This is a genomic window from Synechococcus sp. MIT S9509 (assembly GCF_047303035.1).
Classification (GTDB): domain Bacteria; phylum Cyanobacteriota; class Cyanobacteriia; order PCC-6307; family Cyanobiaceae; genus Synechococcus_C.
This window is the reverse complement of sequence record NZ_CP138940.1, coordinates 742,814-759,864: the sequence shown is the minus strand read 5'-3', so window position 1 is coordinate 759,864 and position 17,051 is coordinate 742,814. Positions and strand designations below refer to the sequence as shown.

At 56.5% G+C, this 17,051-nt stretch carries 15 protein-coding genes; 5 read left to right on the top strand and 10 right to left on the bottom strand.

All coding sequences use genetic code 11. The features are described from left to right. Positions 1-9 precede the first annotated feature (9 nt). Entirely contained in the window at positions 10-2,466 is a 2,457-nt protein-coding gene (gene pheT, locus SIB73_RS04205; protein WP_413402671.1) for a phenylalanine--tRNA ligase subunit beta, read from the top strand. On the opposite strand, the gene rlmD is transcribed toward pheT, so the two are convergent. Beyond that, entirely contained in the window at positions 2,435-3,835 is a 1,401-nt protein-coding gene (gene rlmD, locus SIB73_RS04200) for a 23S rRNA (uracil(1939)-C(5))-methyltransferase RlmD (protein WP_413402673.1), read from the bottom strand. The two genes, pheT and rlmD, sit on opposite strands and share 32 nt — an antisense overlap. Before the next feature lie 80 nt (positions 3,836-3,915). On the opposite strand from rlmD, the gene SIB73_RS04195 reads away from it, so the two are divergent. Then, positions 3,916-4,410: an allophycocyanin gene (locus SIB73_RS04195; protein ID WP_413402675.1), complete on the top strand. Its 495-nt coding sequence runs from the start codon at positions 3,916-3,918 to the stop codon at positions 4,408-4,410. Between the two features lie 647 nt (positions 4,411-5,057). Here SIB73_RS04195 and SIB73_RS04190 read toward each other — a convergent pair. Then, positions 5,058-6,125 carry a molecular chaperone DnaJ gene (locus tag SIB73_RS04190; protein ID WP_413402677.1) on the bottom strand — a complete coding sequence of 356 codons (1,068 nt, stop codon included), beginning with the start codon at positions 6,123-6,125 and terminating at the stop codon, positions 5,058-5,060. 34 nt (positions 6,126-6,159) lie between these two features. Further along, positions 6,160-7,704 carry a DUF3370 family protein gene (locus tag SIB73_RS04185; RefSeq protein WP_413406435.1) on the bottom strand — a complete coding sequence of 515 codons (1,545 nt, stop codon included), beginning with the start codon at positions 7,702-7,704 and terminating at the stop codon, positions 6,160-6,162. 231 nt (positions 7,705-7,935) lie between these two features. On the opposite strand from SIB73_RS04185, the gene SIB73_RS04180 reads away from it, so the two are divergent. After that, entirely contained in the window at positions 7,936-8,118 is a 183-nt protein-coding gene (locus tag SIB73_RS04180; protein WP_413402679.1) for a hypothetical protein, read from the top strand. On the opposite strand, the gene SIB73_RS04175 is transcribed toward SIB73_RS04180, so the two are convergent. Genes SIB73_RS04175 through SIB73_RS04165 form a run of 3 tightly spaced genes read right to left on the bottom strand, consistent with a single transcriptional unit; the run spans position 8,100 to position 10,581 of the window. Then, positions 8,100-8,693, bottom strand: a complete 594-nt coding sequence (locus SIB73_RS04175) for a sigma-70 family RNA polymerase sigma factor (protein ID WP_413402680.1) — start codon at positions 8,691-8,693, stop codon at positions 8,100-8,102. The two genes, SIB73_RS04180 and SIB73_RS04175, sit on opposite strands and share 19 nt — an antisense overlap. Positions 8,694-8,741: 48 nt before the next feature. After that, positions 8,742-9,638 carry an ATP adenylyltransferase gene (locus SIB73_RS04170; protein ID WP_413402682.1) on the bottom strand — a complete coding sequence of 299 codons (897 nt, stop codon included), beginning with the start codon at positions 9,636-9,638 and terminating at the stop codon, positions 8,742-8,744. Next, complete coding sequence (locus SIB73_RS04165) at positions 9,631-10,581, bottom strand: SpoIID/LytB domain-containing protein (RefSeq protein WP_413402683.1); 951 nt, start codon at positions 10,579-10,581, stop codon at positions 9,631-9,633. Before SIB73_RS04165 ends, SIB73_RS04170 begins: the two co-directional genes overlap by 8 nt. A 24-nt stretch (positions 10,582-10,605) precedes the next feature. Here SIB73_RS04165 and SIB73_RS04160 point away from each other — a divergent pair, with 24 nt between their 5' ends. Then, positions 10,606-11,334, top strand: coding sequence for an SDR family NAD(P)-dependent oxidoreductase (locus SIB73_RS04160; protein ID WP_413402684.1), 729 nt, complete (start codon positions 10,606-10,608; stop codon positions 11,332-11,334). Here the strand turns inward: SIB73_RS04160 and SIB73_RS04155 are convergent. Beyond that, positions 11,316-11,723 carry a DUF2237 family protein gene (locus SIB73_RS04155; protein WP_413402686.1) on the bottom strand — a complete coding sequence of 136 codons (408 nt, stop codon included), beginning with the start codon at positions 11,721-11,723 and terminating at the stop codon, positions 11,316-11,318. The genes SIB73_RS04160 and SIB73_RS04155 overlap by 19 nt on opposite strands. 111 nt (positions 11,724-11,834) lie before the next feature. On the opposite strand from SIB73_RS04155, the gene SIB73_RS04150 reads away from it, so the two are divergent. Beyond that, positions 11,835-12,065, top strand: a complete 231-nt coding sequence (locus tag SIB73_RS04150; protein ID WP_066907493.1) for a hypothetical protein — start codon at positions 11,835-11,837, stop codon at positions 12,063-12,065. Positions 12,066-12,092: 27 nt separating this feature from the next. Here the strand turns inward: SIB73_RS04150 and SIB73_RS04145 are convergent, their stop codons facing one another. The 3 genes from SIB73_RS04145 to SIB73_RS04135 form a co-directional block, all read right to left on the bottom strand. Then, a complete protein-coding gene (locus SIB73_RS04145) occupies positions 12,093-12,365 on the bottom strand; it encodes a DUF4090 family protein (protein ID WP_413402688.1) in 273 nt (90 codons plus the stop codon). A 45-nt stretch (positions 12,366-12,410) separates the two neighbouring features. After that, on the bottom strand, positions 12,411-16,037 hold the full coding sequence (metH, locus tag SIB73_RS04140) for a methionine synthase (protein WP_413402690.1): 3,627 nt from the start codon (positions 16,035-16,037) through the stop codon (positions 12,411-12,413). An 88-nt stretch (positions 16,038-16,125) separates the two neighbouring features. After that, complete coding sequence (locus SIB73_RS04135; RefSeq protein ID WP_413402692.1) at positions 16,126-17,040, bottom strand: branched-chain amino acid transaminase; 915 nt, start codon at positions 17,038-17,040, stop codon at positions 16,126-16,128. Between the last annotated feature and the right edge of the window lie 11 nt (positions 17,041-17,051).

The window sequence follows — 17,051 nt, the reverse complement described above, 5'->3', positions numbered from 1 at the left end:
AAGCTCCCGATGCGGGTTTCTCTCTCCTGGCTGCAGGATCTGGTGCAGGTGAATGAGCCCGCTGATCAGCTGGGTGAACGGTTGTCGATGGCAGGCTTCGAAGTGGAGGAGATGGAGGATCTCTCCCTGCTTGCCCAGGGCGTTGTTGTGGGTGAGGTCGTGGCCTGCGATCGGCATCCCAATGCCGACAAACTCAGTGTCTGCAAGGTGGATGTCGGCAATGGGCAGACTCTGCAGATTGTCTGTGGGGCCAGGAACGTGCGCGCGGGAATTCATGTTCCCGTGGCCATGGTGGGTGCAGTTCTTCCTGCCGTTGATCTCACGATCAAGGCGGGTGAACTCCGCGGCGAGCGCAGTGAAGGAATGATCTGCTCATTGTCGGAACTCGGTCAGACAAGCGATGTGGATGGAATCGCAATTCTTGAGGATCTCCTCGATGAAGTGCCATCACCGGGAGAGTCAGTTGCTGAATCACTTGGTCTGAACGACAGCGTTCTCGAACTCGCCATCACCGCCAACAGGCCTGATGGCCTCTCCATGACAGGGATTGCCAGGGAGGTGGCTGCACTCACCGGAGCTCCGCTGTCACTGCCTCAGGCAACGACTCCGTCAGATCCTCAATCACTGGCAAGCGATCAGGATTCCTCAACAGCGATGCAGGCAGGAGGGCTGTATGGCTTGACCGAAGTCAAGGGCATCGATGGCAGATCACGCTCACCGCGATGGCTTCAGCAACGGCTGATGCGTGCTGGTGTGAATCCCGTGAACGCCGTTGTCGACATCACCAATCTGGTGATGCTTGAACAAGGTCAACCTCTGCATGCCTTCGATGCAGACGCACTGGAATCAATCTGCGGAACGGCAATCAAGGCAGAGGATTTCGGACTGCGTCAGGCACGCGACCATGAATCCTTCACAGGCCTGGACGGACGCGACATCGAACTGGATCCGCGTGTTCAGGTGGTGACCTGTCGTGATCGCGCCGTCGCAGTGGCCGGTGTGATGGGCAGTGCCGAGAGCGGCGTCACCGTCAACACTCGCAGGATCTGGCTGGAATCAGCTTTGTTCAGCCCCAGTTCCGTTCGGAACAGCAGTCGGGCCACAGGACAACGCACAGATGCCAGCACGCGTTATGAAAAGGGCCTTCCGAGGCAAATCACACTGCCCGCTGCAGGCCGTGCGCTGACTCTGCTGGGGGAGATGCTTGATGCTGAAATCGGCACAACCTGGGTCTGCGCTGCTGAACAGGAAGCCGATCCGGTGGTGATTCTGCGCCGCAGTGCTCTGCACCGTCTGCTTGGTCCCCTTGAATCCACCAACGGCGATGGTCAGCACGAACCACTCGACGATGCACAGGTCGAGGCCTGTCTGACGGCACTGGGCTGTGACCTCTCCTCTGATGCAGATGGATGGAGTGTGATCGTTCCGCCGTCAAGGCGGATGGACCTGTTGCGTGAGGTTGATCTGATTGAGGAGGTGGCGCGACTGGTTGGATTTGATCGCTTCCAGTCCCATCTTCCAGAGCCACTGGAACCCGGTCAGCTGACCCTCACTCAGCAGGCGGAACGACGCTTGCGCCAGCGTCTGACTGCCTCAGGACTTCAGGAAATCAGCACCCTCTCACTCACTGGCGCGAACGAATCCGAACCCAATCGCATCGCGATCAGCAATCCTCTGCTGGCCGAAACCAGTCATCTGCGAACCGCCCTGTGGCAGGAGCATCTTCAGGTGTGTCAGCGCAACCTGCAGGCCTCACAGCCTGGTTGCTGGGTGTTTGAAATCGGGCATGTGTTCAGCTCCGATGGAGCAGCGATCGATCAGGAGGCTCGTCTGTCAGGTGTGATTTGCGGAGAACGTCGTCTGTCCAAATGGCAATCCAGCGGCAAGACGCGCCAGCTCGATTACTACGAAGCCCGTGGTGTGATCACCACCGTTCTGGATGCATTCGGCATCGAGGCCCAGGATCGTCGTCTCAGCGATGACGTCCGCCTCCATCCAGGTCGAGCGGCGAGCGTGGTGGTTGAAGGGCGCCCTCTCGGCTGCTTCGGCCAGCTGCATCCTTCACTGTGCGCAAGCCATGAGCTGCCCGCGGACACTTATCTCTTTGATCTGCAGCTTGCACGTCTCCTTGAAGCGGCAACCCGCAGCAATCGCTGGAGTCCTCAGTTCAAGACCTACTCCACCCTGCCGTTCTCGGAGAGGGATCTGGCCATGGTCGTGCCCAAGAGCCTTGCGGCTGGAGAGCTTCTGCAGGCCATCCGCAAAGCCGGTAAACCACTGCTTGAGTCGGTGGAACTGATCGATCGGTTTGAAGGTGGTCAGCTCGGCTCAGATCAGTGCAGTCAGGCGTTTCGCCTGCGTTATCGCGGCAAAGACTCCACATTGACCGACGAGATGATTCAGCCGGTCCACGACAAGGTGCGCAAGGCACTGGTCAAGCAGTTCCAGGTGGAGTTACGCAGCTGAACCTCGTCATCAACACCAGACATTCCAGGTGAGACGTCTGTGGGAAGAAATCCATCGGCTGCACGCGTTCAATCCGGTAAGGACCTGAATCCCCTGCAAGTTGTCTGAGATCCCTCGCCAGGGTGGCCGGATCACAACTCAGATAAACAAGCCGCTGCGGTGGATGGTTGAGGATCATGGCCAGCACTGTCGTGTCGAGGCCCTTACGGGGCGGGTCAACCACCAGAGCATCGTGCAAAGGCAACAACTCGCGCAGATGCCGAGCCACATCACCATCGAGGAACCGTGTTCTTTCAAGCCCGTTGCGCGCTGCATTGCGATCGGCGTGCCTCACGGATGCAGCGCTGATCTCAAGGCCCGTGACGCTGTGACCGGCTGCCGCCAGCGGCAAGGCAATCGTGCCGATCCCGCAGTAAGCATCAATCACCCGTTGATTGGCCTGCGCCTGGGTTAACCAGCAGCGGATCTGTTCAACAACGCGCTCAGCTCTTGGTGTGTTGACCTGAAAAAAAGTGGTGGTCCCGAGCTCAAGAGAGAGATCACAAAAGCGTTCCTCGATGCCATCCCTACCCTGTAGACGGATGGTCTGTTCCCCGAAGACGGCATTGCTGCGTTTCGGCTGCAGATTGAGCGTCACACCCTTCAGCTGTGGCCAACGTCGCATCCAGACTGCGCTCAGCGCTTCAACTCCATCCAGTGTGCGGGTGGCGGAAATCAGGGTGATGAGCACTTCACCGGTCCTGACGCCGATTCTCAATCCCAGGTGGCGCAGACCGGGCTCGCCCTGCAGGTCTGAATCCATGGGCCAGGAGGTTGATTCAAGATCCTGTTTGATTGGCGCAATCAGGGCATCCAGGCGTGGATCAAGAACAGGGCAGTGATTGAGGTTGACGATGCGATGACTGCCACGTTTGTAATAGCCCAGTCGCACTTTCAGGCCATTGCGACGGACCGGGATCAAGGCGCGGTTTCTGTAGCCCAGCGACTCTTGATCAGGACTCACCAGAGCATTCACATCAGGATCGAGCTGGCCGATGCGATTGAGCGTGCTGGTCAGTCGCTCCTGCTTCCAGGTGTTCTGAGCTTCGACGGAAAGGTGCTGCATTGAGCAACCGCCGCAGTCGCGGGCAAGAATGCAGGGTGGGCGACGTGCATGGGGCGAGGTGGAGATGATCTCCACCCTCCGTGCCATCCACATCCGTCTCTGACGCTGCTGAACCTTGACCCTGGCCTCTTCTCCTGGCAGCAGTTCAGGCACGGTGATCACCCAGCCGTTCCAGCGGGCCAGTCCACGCCCCTGCTGGTCAAGATCCTCACCGACAACATTGATGGTGAGTCCTGGATGCGGCGTTTCATGCATCGCTGTCATTGCAATGGCGTAACACCCCTCAGCTCCTACCCATGACTGGCGTTCATGCCCCTTAAACTGTTCTAAGCATGTCAGCTGCCATGAGCGTTGTAAGGGATCTGATCCTCCAGGCGGATGACGATCTGCGTTACCCCAGCAGTGGTGAACTGCGCTCGATGGTCGAGTATCTCAGCCAGGGCGCCGTTCGTCTGGCCGTTGTCAGGATTCTCACGGACAGCGAAAAGAAGATTGTTGATGAGTCAGCAAGGCAGTTGTTCGGTTTGCGTCCTGAATATGTGGCGCCAGGTGGTAATGCCTATGGTCAGAAGCAAAGGGCCCAGTGTCTGCGTGATTACAGCTGGTACCTGAGGTTGGTCACTTATGGAGTTCTCGCTGGCAGCACCGAGATGATCGAGCAGATCGGTCTGATCGGTGCCCGCGAGATGTACAACAGTCTCGGTGTTCCCATGCCAGGGATGGTGGATGCCATGCGTTGCATGAGAGAGGCCTCCCTGGTGTTGCTATCCGAAGAGCAACAGAAACTTGCTGGGCCTTATTTCGATTACCTGATCAAGGGCATGCAGACCAGCACCTGATTGGCTTTTTGATGCGAATTTTTCATGGCCCCAGGCGGGCCTTTTTTATTGTCCACCGCTCTCGAATGAGACACCAAAAAAGACCAGTACCGAGTCTTAGCTTGGACAGCTAATACGTGCGTCGCTCTCTTGAGTCTCGGGCAAGTCGCAAAATGGGTTGCATTCCGATTCGACTCGAGACAATTGAGATGCTTGTCAGTTTTTGCTTGGATTTTTGTTGACGAGCGCAACAGGCCGAATCAATGAATCATGTCGCTCGCGAAGACTCCTCTGTCTGGCCCGGAAGCTCTGCGTCACTGTGTCAACAGCAGAGACGCAGATTGATGAATCCTGTGCCTGACTGACTTAAAGACGGGTCGGGACAGCCGTTGGACAAGACTCACAGAAGACTGGACACGACTTCTGGGTATCGACACCACCTGATCAGACCGGATTCATAGGGAGCCAGGGGGCTGGCAATTGCTGAACGCCAGGAGATCGCTCCTGGGTCATTGCGTTAGACGCAAATAAAACAATGGAAAAATTCGATGTTGATGGAAATCAGGCACCGAAGCTCAACTCAAGAACCAACAACAAGGCGCAACAAGAAAATCTTGCTGATCACAATTAAGACCCAATACGAGTCCAATTTCGGGGCCAGGCAGTGACTAGCGAGACTCTTCTTTCTGTCGATAGAGCTCTTTGAGCATCTGATAAGCCTCATTCAAACGGCGCATGGCATCTGTTGAACCTCCGGAGTCAGGATGAACCTCGACTGCTTTGCGTTTATAGGCATCACGGATGGCGCGCAAGGTCAGTGACTGGCCAGCCTGCGTAGGCAACTCGAGTTGCTTGAGAGCTCCATGCAGAGTCATCGTCGACTCCAGCGTCTCGAATGATGTGACCTTGCGGCTGCGTTTGAAGCGACTGACAAAACGACGGATCAGGGTTGGAATGCGATCCGGTACGGAAGCGCTGGCAAAAGGATCCTCAAGAACTGCCGCAGCAACAATCACCTGTGCAAAGTCTGGAGAGGGAACCATCCAGCCTTTGCAGAACTCCGTCATGGAATGATTGACCTGGCTCCAGGTGAATGTGCGCCCTTCGGATCCATCGATATGGGGCCAGATGTCACGAGCCATCCAGAGCATCACAGCCTCCATCACCGTGGGACCTGGGTGAGAGCCATACAGATTGAGCCAGTGGTTCAGAGCCACTTCAGACCAGTCCTTGATCTGTTGATCACTGATCACCGGCACCAAAGGAATCTCAGTGCGAGGTGGAGTGCTGGCTGTCAGGCTTTCTCGAATCGCGGATCCGCGCTTGCGAACAAATCCGGGCAGGTCAATGCCAACAGTGGATGTTTGATTGCGTTTCTTTGGACGGGGTGAGACCGACGGGTCTCCACTCTGCTCGGTCGTATCCAGTTCGCCACCTGAGTCCACCAGAACAATCGCTCGATCTTCGTCGTATCGAGGTTGCAGGGTCGGTTCACTGATGAAGAGAGTCCCGGCACTGACATCAGTGTCTGATGACCTTGATTCCGTTGAACCAGAGGATGTTGGATCACTGTGTTCAGGTTCTGGCTTCTCAGCATCAAGGTCGGTCTGGAAAATTTCCTCCAGCAGTCGACTCAGGCATTCCCCTCTTGAACGGATCTTCCAGTCCTTGCGAAGCTGATCAATCTGGTCAACGAGCTCCTCAGGTAATTCCAGGCTGATGCGCTTGCCGCTCATAGGGCTGTGTTGTTCAGACCGTCAAGCAGGTTGATTATCGACTCTTCAGTCGTTGCAACCATTCCTGTTGAGCACGGATGGCGTCACGGTAACGCTGCTCGAGGCTGCTGTTCACTCTTGACGGCATGATCATTGCAGGAGGCATGGAGTTGGTGCCACCTCCCGGAGCCACGATCAGAGGAGGGGGTGGAGGGGTTGTTCTGACGGGCTGCTGAGCCGGCCGGACAACAGGTTCCAAGATGGGCTTGGCGACAGGCACGGCAGGCTTTTGCTCGGGAACCGGCTGCGCATTGACCGCCGGGGGAGCCACATCAGGCTTGACCTTGCGGGACTTCGCTTCAGCCTGCGCCTTGCGTGCCGCCTCCAGCATCTGCTCACGCCGACGCAGCATGGCGAGCTGAGTGACGGGGACTACGCTGAGCAGGTGACCCGGCGTTGCATCGGCCGGGTAAACAACACTGACAGTGACAGGGTTGTTGACTCCACTCTTGAGATCAAGGTCTGCAATGGAAAGGCTCTGTCCGGATCGCATACCGACATGGACCTCCTGATAGCCCTTGTTGGATTTGATGCCGATTGATCCTCGGAAAGCGGTGAATGGTGAACGACCGGAGGCAACCGGATGACTGAGAACCAGCTCATGTGCACCCTCGCCTGAAAGATTCAGATCAATGTCAAAGCGCACTCCGTAAGTGCCTACGTTGTTGACGGCTGAATCAATCATTCGTGTGCTCAATTCGTTGACCTGAATATCTCGGGTTCCGAAGTGATGCTTTCGCGTGCTGGTCATGGGTACATGCAATGAGCCTTGTGAGAGATCGTGTTGAATCGATGCTTTGTACTCATCGCCCACTGCAACACCTGCAACACGAGAGAACACCTGACCTGACTGAATTTCTCGAATGCGATTGAGATAAATTCTGCCTGGTGCAAGTCTTCCACGATCAAGTACTGCTATGAGTGCACGTTCATCCTGGGTCTCTTCCGCAGCGATCACAGCCATCTGAAACGGCCCGTCACTGCTGCCTCGAAGAAGACCATTCATGATTCCACGCGCAGGAAGAACAGTGCTCACAATGACTTTGCGACTGTTTGGAGGGAGGACGATTTTTCTGGGAAGTTTTCGATCAAGTTCTCCACGAAGAATCTGAACAGCAGTTGCGTCACCCGGTCCTGTATTCCAGGGTCTTGGTCCAAGTGGCTTCACCCCCATTAATTTGTTGGATCGATAAGGAGCTTCGAAGCTATTTTTTACGGAGCCTCTTTTAAAGCTCAGAGTGACTGGTTTTGAACCAGGGTTGATGGCAATTGCCGCAACGGTCAGAAGACCTCTGGCTCTTCGACCTCCTAGTTTGCTGGTGTCCTGGGGATAATATTTATGATGCATATGAACTCCAAAATCACCGTTGAAAGTGAAATTTGAGTTCTGAAGCGGTTGATTTGTTTCGGCCGCGATTGAACTGCCAGGGGATGTATCAACCAGGATTCCAGGCCCTTTGACGATCTCCGGTTGATTGGAGTGCAGAACAGGCACATTGTTGAAACTGCCGTTCAGGGGCCTGGCCCTCTGACCAGCCATCAACGGCACATAGGCCTGAGCAGGCCTCACCCATTCAGTCGCAACCGTTCCAGCCGAGACGCCGATCAGGACCAGTGCTGGGATTCGGTGAGACACTCGCGACTGACTGGCTGCGACCCTGGGTCGCCTGAAGTTCCAAACTTAATCGCCAGAGTAAAAACCGCCAAGCAATCTGGATGACGCGTGAACGGCTTGTTCTCGCCAGGATGTTCGAAACCAACCATTCCCCGAATGTTCCCTCCTTTTGGCTGCTCACCCTGCTCAGACGGTGACTGGCAGCGTCATCACCAGGAGCGCAAACTGCGCATGATGCGCAGCTGGCGCGATGGACTTGAGCGCCAGATCGCAGCTGTGAACGCAGCAATCAGCACCCTTGAGCAGCAGATCGAACGGGATCAGGCCAGCTCCAGCTGAACGTTGAGCTGCTCGCGCAGCTGGGCAAGTCCACGTTTGACACGTCGCTGAACGGTCATCGCACTGACGCCTGTCCGGCGACCCACGTCCCTGAGACTTTGCCCTTTGAGGATCACTTCCACCAGAGCGTTTCGCTCCTGTCCGGGAAGTTCCTGCAAAGCCAGAGCAATCTCGCGTCGATTCTGATCCTGATCCAGGTCGCTGCACAGATCTGCGTCCTGGCTGCTCAGGTCATCTCCCAATGGCAGCATCAGACGTCGCTGAGTGGCCGCATTAAATCCTGCTCCGGTGTCCAGATCACTCTCCTGCGCAGCCCTTGGGAGCCGAATGATCGCCGCTTTGTCTCTCAGATAATGAAGGATGGCGCCCCGGATATGAGGACGGGCGAAGGCCGGAAACGGCACTTCCCTTTGATCCTCGTAGCGTTCAGCAGCTTTCAGTAAACCCAGCAATCCCACCTGCTTGAGATCGTCTGGGTCCAGACCGCTGTTGGCTGCGTAGCGCCTAGCCAATGGATCCACAAGTCTCATATGGCGTTCGACCCTTGCATTGCGTCTTGTCTGCTGTCTGTTCATGGATTGCTTCAGTGGAGCTGATGGGCTCCTTCAGCCAGACACCACTGATCAGTTCAGTTCCTCCGTGGAATCACTGGAACCCGGAACAACTCGTCTGAGCAGCTGCTCGCCTCCATGGCTCTGCAGCCAGGAGAGATCCGAGCGTTGCGTTGCCAGCAGATAACCGGCAAACCCCAGCGCATTGATGCTGAACCCCATGACGTGCTCCTGACTGCGACTGATCAGTGCCATCCACGATTCAGTCATCAACAGGTTGTAGGGAAAGGCTGGCGGCTCTTGAGAGAGGGCATCTCCGAGCCCCAGACGCGACGACAGGGAGCGATACAGATCGTGGAGGAGGGTTGCTTCCTCGTCTGGGTTCTTTGACAGAGGACGTTCAGCGATGACACAGCTTTGATGGAGCGGATCGATGGTCTGCCCCTCGCAGGTGAGCGCTGCTGTCATCTGCAGCTGCTCAGTGAACCATGACTGTCGCGGACAGATGCGTTCTCCGCGATGACGAGGAAGCAGTTGGAGATGACGATGTGGCTGACTCGCTCCGGCTCTGGGACCGCTGTTGAAGAACCACAGACCTGTGCAGTCGCTGTCGACATGCGCCAGGGCACGCCAGTCCTCGGCACTCAGCCAGTGGACCTGGGAAGCCCAGCATCGGGTGATCAGCAGCATGTGCGCACGCTGAACGGGGTACTTGTTGAGAATCAGAACGTGACTGTGATGGATACGCTCCACCTCAAGCCTCGGATCCCAGGGAAGGAAGGGATTGGGCTTGGGCCCTTCAGGTCGATGATGCCTGGGGAGAGCCGCGTTCAGCTGACGTAGTTCGAAATGCTCGGCACCGGTGCCTGAGAGCTTGATGTTCGATGTGCTGAGAGGGATCAAAGCACCGCTTTTCCAGGCCTGATCAGAACGTTCCAGAGCCTTCGACCAGAATTGCTTCTCAGCCATCGGTTTTGATCCTCGCCAGCGACGCACCGGCGTAGTACCTGCCGAGGATCTCGTTGAATCGAAGCCCCTGAAGTGCCAGGTTCTGAGCCCCGTGCTGACTCATGCTTGCACCGAGATGTCCGTGAGCCTCATCGGAGATGTCCTGAGTCGCCGCATACAGCGACTCAACCAGACCTCCCTTGAAACTCAGCACCAGTCCTCGCGTTGCCTCAGTGGCCTGAATCGTTGAATCGGTGCTGCTGGTTCTTCCCGCATAAGCCTGCCAGCGGGTGGTGTCGCCAAGGTTCCAGTCGCTGGTGGCTGGGCGGAGCATATGAACAAGACCGTAGGAGCGGGCAGCGACAGCCTGGGCCTTGAGAGCTTCATGATCCCAGTGGCTGGGCATTTCAGCTCCCACAACCGAAGCCACGTAGCTTTCCAGATTGATCTGGTTGATGGCGAGCCATCCCTGCCCCCTGTTGAGCAGATGAATCGTCCCTTCGTAGGCACGACCGTTCACGAGCACTGATCCACCGTTTCCTCCGCAGCTCACCAGGCCTGGGGAGGTTTTGGCAAGCATTCCGTTCACAACCTCTGGAAGAACGCGGATTCCACCCTGATGTCTGCACCCCGCACCATTCCTGGTGCTGACCTGCCGAAGAGGACGCTGACTCAGCAGGGCTATGCGCACCTGGGGATTCAACGTCTCAGTCGGTGCAGGCACCGGGGGGACAGCTGCAGCTGAAGGATCAGTGCTTCGCTGCTCTCTCTGCCGCTTTCCGGCTGATGAAGGCGCCTGATCAGAGCCTCTGTGATTGTCATCAGCTTCAAACAGTGCGCTGATCAGGGCCTCCGTGTCCTGGCTGGCTGTGTTGGATCTCCCCCCACTGGTGGACCAGATGACCAGTGCAGCGAGCCCCGCGCTCGCCGTGAGAGTCAGCAACAGTGGTCGAACAAGACGCATACCCGCTGAGGCGGAGATGGAATCATGCCTGAAACGAGCACAAACGGCTGGCAGGGACGTGCGCTGGTGGTTGGTGGTGGTGGAATCGGGCGGGCTTTGAGTGCTGAACTTGCACGCCGCTGTCCATCACTGTTTGTGACGCTTGCCACGCGTCATCCACTGTCGGATGCGGAGTGGACCGTTGATCTTGAGAACCCTGAAAGCCTCGCTCAACTCACCGAACAGCTGCGTGCCGACTCGCATCCTCTGAGAGTGGTGATCAATGCCACCGGACGTCTTCACGGTCCCTCCTATCAACCAGAAAAACGTCTGCAGCAGGCTGAGCAATCTTCGTTGCTTGACTCATTCGCCATCAACGCGGCCGGACCTTTGCTGCTCGCCAAGTCGGTCGAACCGGTGCTGAGCAGAAACACGCCTTTTCATTTCGCCAGCCTGAGTGCACGGGTCGGCAGCATCGGCGACAACCAGAGCGGAGGTTGGTACGCCTATCGAGGTGCCAAGGCTGCACAGAACATGATGCTGCGCTGTCTGAGTCTTGAGTGGGCTCGTCGCCTGCCGCTGGCCACCGTGACCCTTCTGCACCCTGGAACGACAGACACAGCACTCTCGAAGCCTTTTCAGAGCTTTGTACCCAGGGAGAAGCTGTTCAGCCCTGAAAGAGCGGCAGGGCATCTCCTGGATGTGTTGCTGCATCAGACGCCATCCGACAGCGGCCGATTCATCGCCTGGGATGGTCAGGACATCCCCTGGTGAGCATGTGCTTTCAGGATGTGCAGTGGAATGATCTCAACCGTGGTGCTCTCAGTGGAGTTGAGCACTACCGGCGGAGCCACCCCATCCTCCTGAGCCTCCTTCCAGCGTGGTGCACACACACACCAGTGATCTCCGGCCTGAAGACCAGGGAAACCGAACTCAGGCTTCGGAGTGCTCAGATCATTGCCCTGAGCCCTGCTGTAGCTGAGGAAACTTTCCGTCATCACACAGCAGACACTGTGACGTCCGATGTCGCCCACATCGGTCCGACAGTGTCCATCTCTGAACCAACCCGTCATCGGCTGACAGCTGCACACTTCCAACGGCTTACCCAGAACGTTCAGATCGGTCGCCTGGCCTACGTTTTCAGGGAATGGTTCAGAGCTCATGACCCCATTGAATCCATGAGGAGTCTGCCGAAGGAGTGGCACATTGCGCGACAAGATGGTTGACGGATCCCGGGGGCGAGGCGTTAAAGGTCAATCAGTTATGCCTCCTCGATGGATTGGGAGTTCACTGAAGACGCAGCGTTCCTCGCCCTCTGCGACGCCTTCCGCGAAAGCGGGGAATCCTCGGCGATTGAGTTTCTTGCCAATGGTGAGGGGGCATTCCACTTCCAGGACCTGTCTCAGAATGCAGCCGGGGAAGGAATCGACCTCAGCGAATCAAGCGCTCTCGAGGAATTCCAGCAGGAAGTGATCGACACGATGGAGAAGCTCTGCCAGGAATGATCGGCAGAGCTCCATCAGCGGCCTGGGTCAGCCGTAGAAGAAGTTGATCTCCTTCGCCTTCAGACCTTCCCATCCAGCATCGATCAGGCGCTGATTGAGTGTCGCCTGATCAAAATGTTTTGCGCCTGTCCTGACCACCCGGTTCCGCATCGACTTGCGGACCCCACTGCGCTTTCGCTGGCCCTCAAGTCCCATGACCTCCCTGTAAAGCGACAGCATCCCGTCTGGAAGAGGTGACCCATCCAGATCGATCCCCGCATTGATCGCCTCATCGATGGCGCCGGGCCCACTGAGATCCATGGTGATGCTGTTCAGGAAAGCCTCAGTCTGCTGCAGTGATCAGAATCAGGCGCTGAAGTAGCGGGCTTTGCTGTGCAATGCCACCAGTGCCGTTGTGCTCTGTTCCGGATGAAGCTGGTCACCCTCATCCATGCTCAGGCCAACCCGTTCAGCGCCAAGCCACTGCAGCTGCTGGCGAGAATCGGCAACGTTGGGACAAGCCGGGTATCCGAAGGAGTAACGACTGCCCCTGTAACGCTGTGCCAGGACATTCCTGAGTTCCATCCCCTCTGGATCTGGAAATCCACATTCACGTCTGACACGGGCATGGGTCCATTCAGCAAGGGCTTCAGCCATCTGCACAGCCAGTCCGTGGAAGAACAGGTAGTCGCTGTAGGAATCGGCCTCGAACAGCTTCTGGGCGAAGACCGAAGCCTGTTCCCCCATGGTGACCGCTTGCATGGGAAGAACATCAGTTGGACCGCCGTCAACAAGGTCCTTGTAGAAATCGGCAATGCAGTAGCGGTTGCCGCCACGCTGGCGGGGCAGCGAGAAGCGGCCAAGCTGACGTGATCCGTCCGGATCAAAAACAACCACGTCGTTGCCCTCTCTTCCGCAGGGGAAATAGCCATAGGCAACAGCGGGATGGAGCAGACTTTCATCGATTGAACGCTGCAGCCAGGACTGAAGAACGGGTTCAGCCTTCGCCTGCAGATCGGCCTCATAGTCTTCCCTTGACTGGCCCTTGGCCTTGCGCATCTGCCATTGCCCAGCGAACAGAGCCTGTCGGTCGAGATAGGCCATCACCTCAGGAAGAGGAATTTCAGCGTCTCCCTGCAAGACCTTTGGACCCAGGAAAGCAGGTTCCACTGCCTGTTCCTCGGGGACAGTCTCGGATCGCTCAAAACTGACTGGAACCGGGTCGATCTTGATCTCCTTGCCGGCGTCCGTCGGCTTCGAATCGTCGGATGTGGCGGGCTCTGAATGCGAACCCGATTCGCCTCCGAGGGAGAGGCCCTCAGGAGTGCCGTTCAGGAATCCCTGTTCGTTGTCCCAGGAATCGGACTGACGTGCGTCGACATAGGCATCCATGAAACGCAGATCGGTGAATGCGTCACGCCCATAAAGAACCTTGCCGTTATAAACCTCGCTGCAGTCCTTGTTAACAAATCTGGGGGTTAAAGCTGCTCCACCAAGAACAACCGGAACGTTGATTCCCGCTTCATTGAAAGCAGAGAGATTGTCTTTCATGAATGCGGTGGATTTCACAAGAAGACCACTCATAGCGATGCAATCGGCTTGGTGTTCCTGCTGAGCGGCAATAATCGCTCCGACATCCTGCTTAATGCCAAGGTTGATCACCTCGTAGCCGTTATTGGTCAGGATGATGTCGACAAGATTTTTTCCAATGTCGTGAACATCTCCTTTCACTGTGGCAATCAGAAATTTGGCCTTGGCCGACCTCTCTCCATCACTTTTCTCCATGTGAGGCTCGAGAAAAGCAACAGCTGATTTCATCGTTTCAGCGGATTGCAGAACGAATGGAAGCTGCATCTGACCTGAGCCAAACAGTTCTCCAACAACCTTCATTCCGTCGAGCAGGAATGTATTAACGATTTCAAGAGGCTTGTAGTTCTCAAGGCCTTCGTTCAGAGCGTCTTCAAGACCGATGCGCTCCCCATCAATGATGTGTTGTTTCAGTCTTTCCTCAACGGGAAGATCGGTCAGAGAGGGACCTGAGGAGCGGGCTTCCTTGGTGCTGACACCTTCGAAGAGCTTGGTGAGCTCCGTGAGTGGATCATAGATACAAACATCTCCTTCAAAACGACGTGAATCCTTAATCAGATCACGACAAACCTGCTGGTGATCCTCCTCAATTTTGATCAGGGGAAGAATCTTCGCTGGAGAGACAATCGCTGCATCCATGCCGGCTTCGCAACAGTCGTGAAGGAAGACTGAGTTGAGGGTGATTCTGGCCGCTGGTGAAAGTCCGAAGCTGACATTGGAGACGCCTAGAACAACATGAACCCCTGGTAATTCGCTGCGTATCCGACGAATGGCTTCAATCGTTTCGGTTGCATTGCGCCTGTCTTCTTCGATGCCGGTTGAAATCGGAAGTGCAAGTGGATCGTAAAAAATCTCGCGCGCCGGAATACCAAACTCGACAGCATCTCTGTAAGCCCGCTTTGCGATTGCAACTTTTTTGTCAGCTGTTCGCGCCATTCCTTCCTCATCAATGGTGCCGATCACCACAGCAGCGCCGTAGCGTCGAGCCAGTTCAAGCACCTTGAAAAAGCGTTCATCTCCATCCTCGTAATTGGTGGAATTGAGAATGCATTTGCCACCGGCGACTTTCAACCCCGCTTCCATTTTCTGCCACTCAGTTGAGTCGAGCATCAGTGGCAGATTCACATTGGTGACCACACGGGTCACCAGTTCATGCATGTCTTTCTCGCCATCGCGTCCCACATAGTCGACATTGACATCGAGAACATGAGCGTTCTCCTTCACCTGCCCACGTGCCAGACCAACAAGGCCATCCCAATCTTCTTCATTCAGCAGTTCACGGACCTTTTTGGACCCGCTCGCATTCAATCGTTCGCCGATGATCAGGAAGGAGTTGTCCTGGAAATAGGGCGTGGAGCCGTAAAGCGACGAAGCAGAAGGTTCGTAGCCCAGCTGCAGACGTTCAAGATGGTGCGTTCGCACATCCCGTTTGGCCGGTTTCAGTTCATCGGAGATTTCTGACAGCGCTTTGATGTGAGCCGGAGTGGTTCCGCAACATCCACCGATCACCTGAACACCGAGATCCTCCACAAAGTGCATCAGCTGCATCTTCAGCTCGATGGGGGTGAGCCGGTAATGCGCAACTCCTCCGATGTTCTCCGGAAGCCCGGCATTGGGAATGCAGCTCACCACAAAGGGCGAGTACTCGGCCAGATACTTGATGTGCTCCTTCATCTGTTCAGGACCGGTGGCACAGTTCAGCCCGAGCACATCAAGCGGGAACGGTTCAAGAATCGAGACCACGGCTGCGATATCCGAGCCAACCAACATGGTTCCCGTGGTTTCCATCGTAACGGACACCATCAGTGGACGGCGTTGACCGCTGGCTTCAAAGGCATCCTCAACACCCTGCAGCGCCGCCTTGATCTGGAGCACGTCCTGGCAGGTCTCGATGATGAAGAGATCCACATCACCGGCAATCAGACCTGCTGCCTGATCACGGAATGACTCCCGCAGGGTGTCGAAATCAATGTGGCCAAGGGTTGGAAGTTTCGTGGTCGGCCCCATCGAACCGGCGACGAAGCGCGGCTTGTCCGGTGTGCTGTATTCGTCTGCCATCTCACGTGCCAGTTCCGCGGCACGTTTGTTGAGAACAAAAGCCTGATCCTCGAGGCCATATTCCGCCAGCACCACAGACGCCGCACCGAAGGTGTCCGTCTCGATCACGTCGCAACCCGCCTCAAGAAACAGGCGATGCACGGCCTGAACCGCATCGGGACGAGTCACAACCAGGTTTTCATTGCAACCCTCAAGCACCTCACCACCGAAATCATCAGCGGAAAGATCCATCTGCTGCAACGATGTACCGGTGGCACCGTCGAAGACCAGCACAGGCCGACTGGGATCGTGCAGACGCTTCAGGAAACGGGAGGATTCAGTGATGGATTTCGTCTGAACTGCCTGCATCACCACTGGATCGATGAGGTCAGTCTAGGAAATGCTGACTGTCAGACCTCTGCTGCGGATTGGCAGGACACGAACGCCGCGGAAGTCCTCACTCCAGCTCGATTCGGGTGATCCAGTGGGCATATTGCTCATCACGCCCTTCGGTGATGGCCACCAGTTTGGAGCGCAGGGCTTCCATCAAGGGTCGTTGTTGCGAGAGAGGTGTCGATTCCAGCTGACGGATCGGAGTGATCTTGGCCGCCGTTCCTGTGAGGAAGACTTCATCAGCGATGAACAGTTCGGTCTTGTCGACCGGTCGCTCGATCACGTCAATGCCCATGCCCTTGGCCAATTCGATGACACTGGCCCGCGTGATGCCCTCGAGGATGTCCTGATCCACCCCCGGTGTGATCAGCTTGCCGTCACGGACGATGAACAGATTCATCCCACTGGCTTCACTCACCTTGCCGCGGGTGTTCATCAGCAAAGCCTCGTCAAATCCGCTGGCGACAGCTTCCGATTTGGCCAGCGAGCTGGTGATGTAGGCGCCGCTGATCTTGCCGCGCAACGGCAGCGAACGATCCTCCTGACGTGTCCAGCTGCTGATGCGACAACTCACGCCATCGGGAGAGAGGTAATCACCCAGCTCAAGCCCGTAGATCAGAAAATCAGTCTCGATGTTGTGCAGTCTTGGCGCGATGCCGAGATCACTGGTGTAGACAAACGGTCGCAGATAAATCGGGGTGGTGGGTTTGTTGGCGAGGAGCATGGCCTTGAGCGCTTCCATCACGGTCTCTTCGCTGAGCTCAGCCATCAACAGATGGGCGCTCTGGGACAGCCGACGCGCATGCCGGTCAGCACGAAACAAGAGCATTCCTCCCGGTTTCGTGGGATCGGGGATGGCTCGCATTCCACCAAAAGCTCCGGTTCCGTAGTGCAACGCATGGGTCGCCACCGACACCTTGGCTTCCTCGAAAAGTACGCAGCGTCCCTGAAACCAGGCGTAGGGAAGGAACTGATGCATCGCTGAGGATC

Excerpts from the sequence above, each read along its gene's own strand:
- SIB73_RS04190 (WP_413402677.1), bottom strand. The coding sequence starts at position 6,125 with ATGAGCGGCAAGCGCATCAGCCTGGAATTACCTGAGGAGCTCGTTGAC.
- SIB73_RS04165 (WP_413402683.1), bottom strand. The coding sequence starts at position 10,581 with ATGCGTCTTGTTCGACCACTGTTGCTGACTCTCACGGCGAGCGCGGGG.
- SIB73_RS04135 (WP_413402692.1), bottom strand. The coding sequence starts at position 17,040 with ATGCATCAGTTCCTTCCCTACGCCTGGTTTCAGGGACGCTGCGTACTT.
- SIB73_RS04175 (WP_413402680.1), bottom strand. The coding sequence starts at position 8,693 with ATGAACAGACAGCAGACAAGACGCAATGCAAGGGTCGAACGCCATATG.
- metH (WP_413402690.1), bottom strand. The coding sequence starts at position 16,037 with ATGCAGGCAGTTCAGACGAAATCCATCACTGAATCCTCCCGTTTCCTG.
- SIB73_RS04185 (WP_413406435.1), bottom strand. The coding sequence starts at position 7,704 with ATGGCTGGTCAGAGGGCCAGGCCCCTGAACGGCAGTTTCAACAATGTG.
- SIB73_RS04145 (WP_413402688.1), bottom strand. The coding sequence starts at position 12,365 with ATGGATCTCAGTGGGCCCGGCGCCATCGATGAGGCGATCAATGCGGGG.
- SIB73_RS04155 (WP_413402686.1), bottom strand. The coding sequence starts at position 11,723 with ATGAGCTCTGAACCATTCCCTGAAAACGTAGGCCAGGCGACCGATCTG.
- SIB73_RS04150 (WP_066907493.1), top strand. The coding sequence starts at position 11,835 with ATGGATTGGGAGTTCACTGAAGACGCAGCGTTCCTCGCCCTCTGCGAC.
- SIB73_RS04180 (WP_413402679.1), top strand. The coding sequence starts at position 7,936 with ATGTTCCCTCCTTTTGGCTGCTCACCCTGCTCAGACGGTGACTGGCAG.
- pheT (WP_413402671.1), top strand. The coding sequence starts at position 10 with ATGCGGGTTTCTCTCTCCTGGCTGCAGGATCTGGTGCAGGTGAATGAG.
- SIB73_RS04195 (WP_413402675.1), top strand. The coding sequence starts at position 3,916 with ATGAGCGTTGTAAGGGATCTGATCCTCCAGGCGGATGACGATCTGCGT.
- SIB73_RS04170 (WP_413402682.1), bottom strand. The coding sequence starts at position 9,638 with ATGGCTGAGAAGCAATTCTGGTCGAAGGCTCTGGAACGTTCTGATCAG.
- rlmD (WP_413402673.1), bottom strand. The coding sequence starts at position 3,835 with ATGACAGCGATGCATGAAACGCCGCATCCAGGACTCACCATCAATGTT.
- SIB73_RS04160 (WP_413402684.1), top strand. The coding sequence starts at position 10,606 with ATGCCTGAAACGAGCACAAACGGCTGGCAGGGACGTGCGCTGGTGGTT.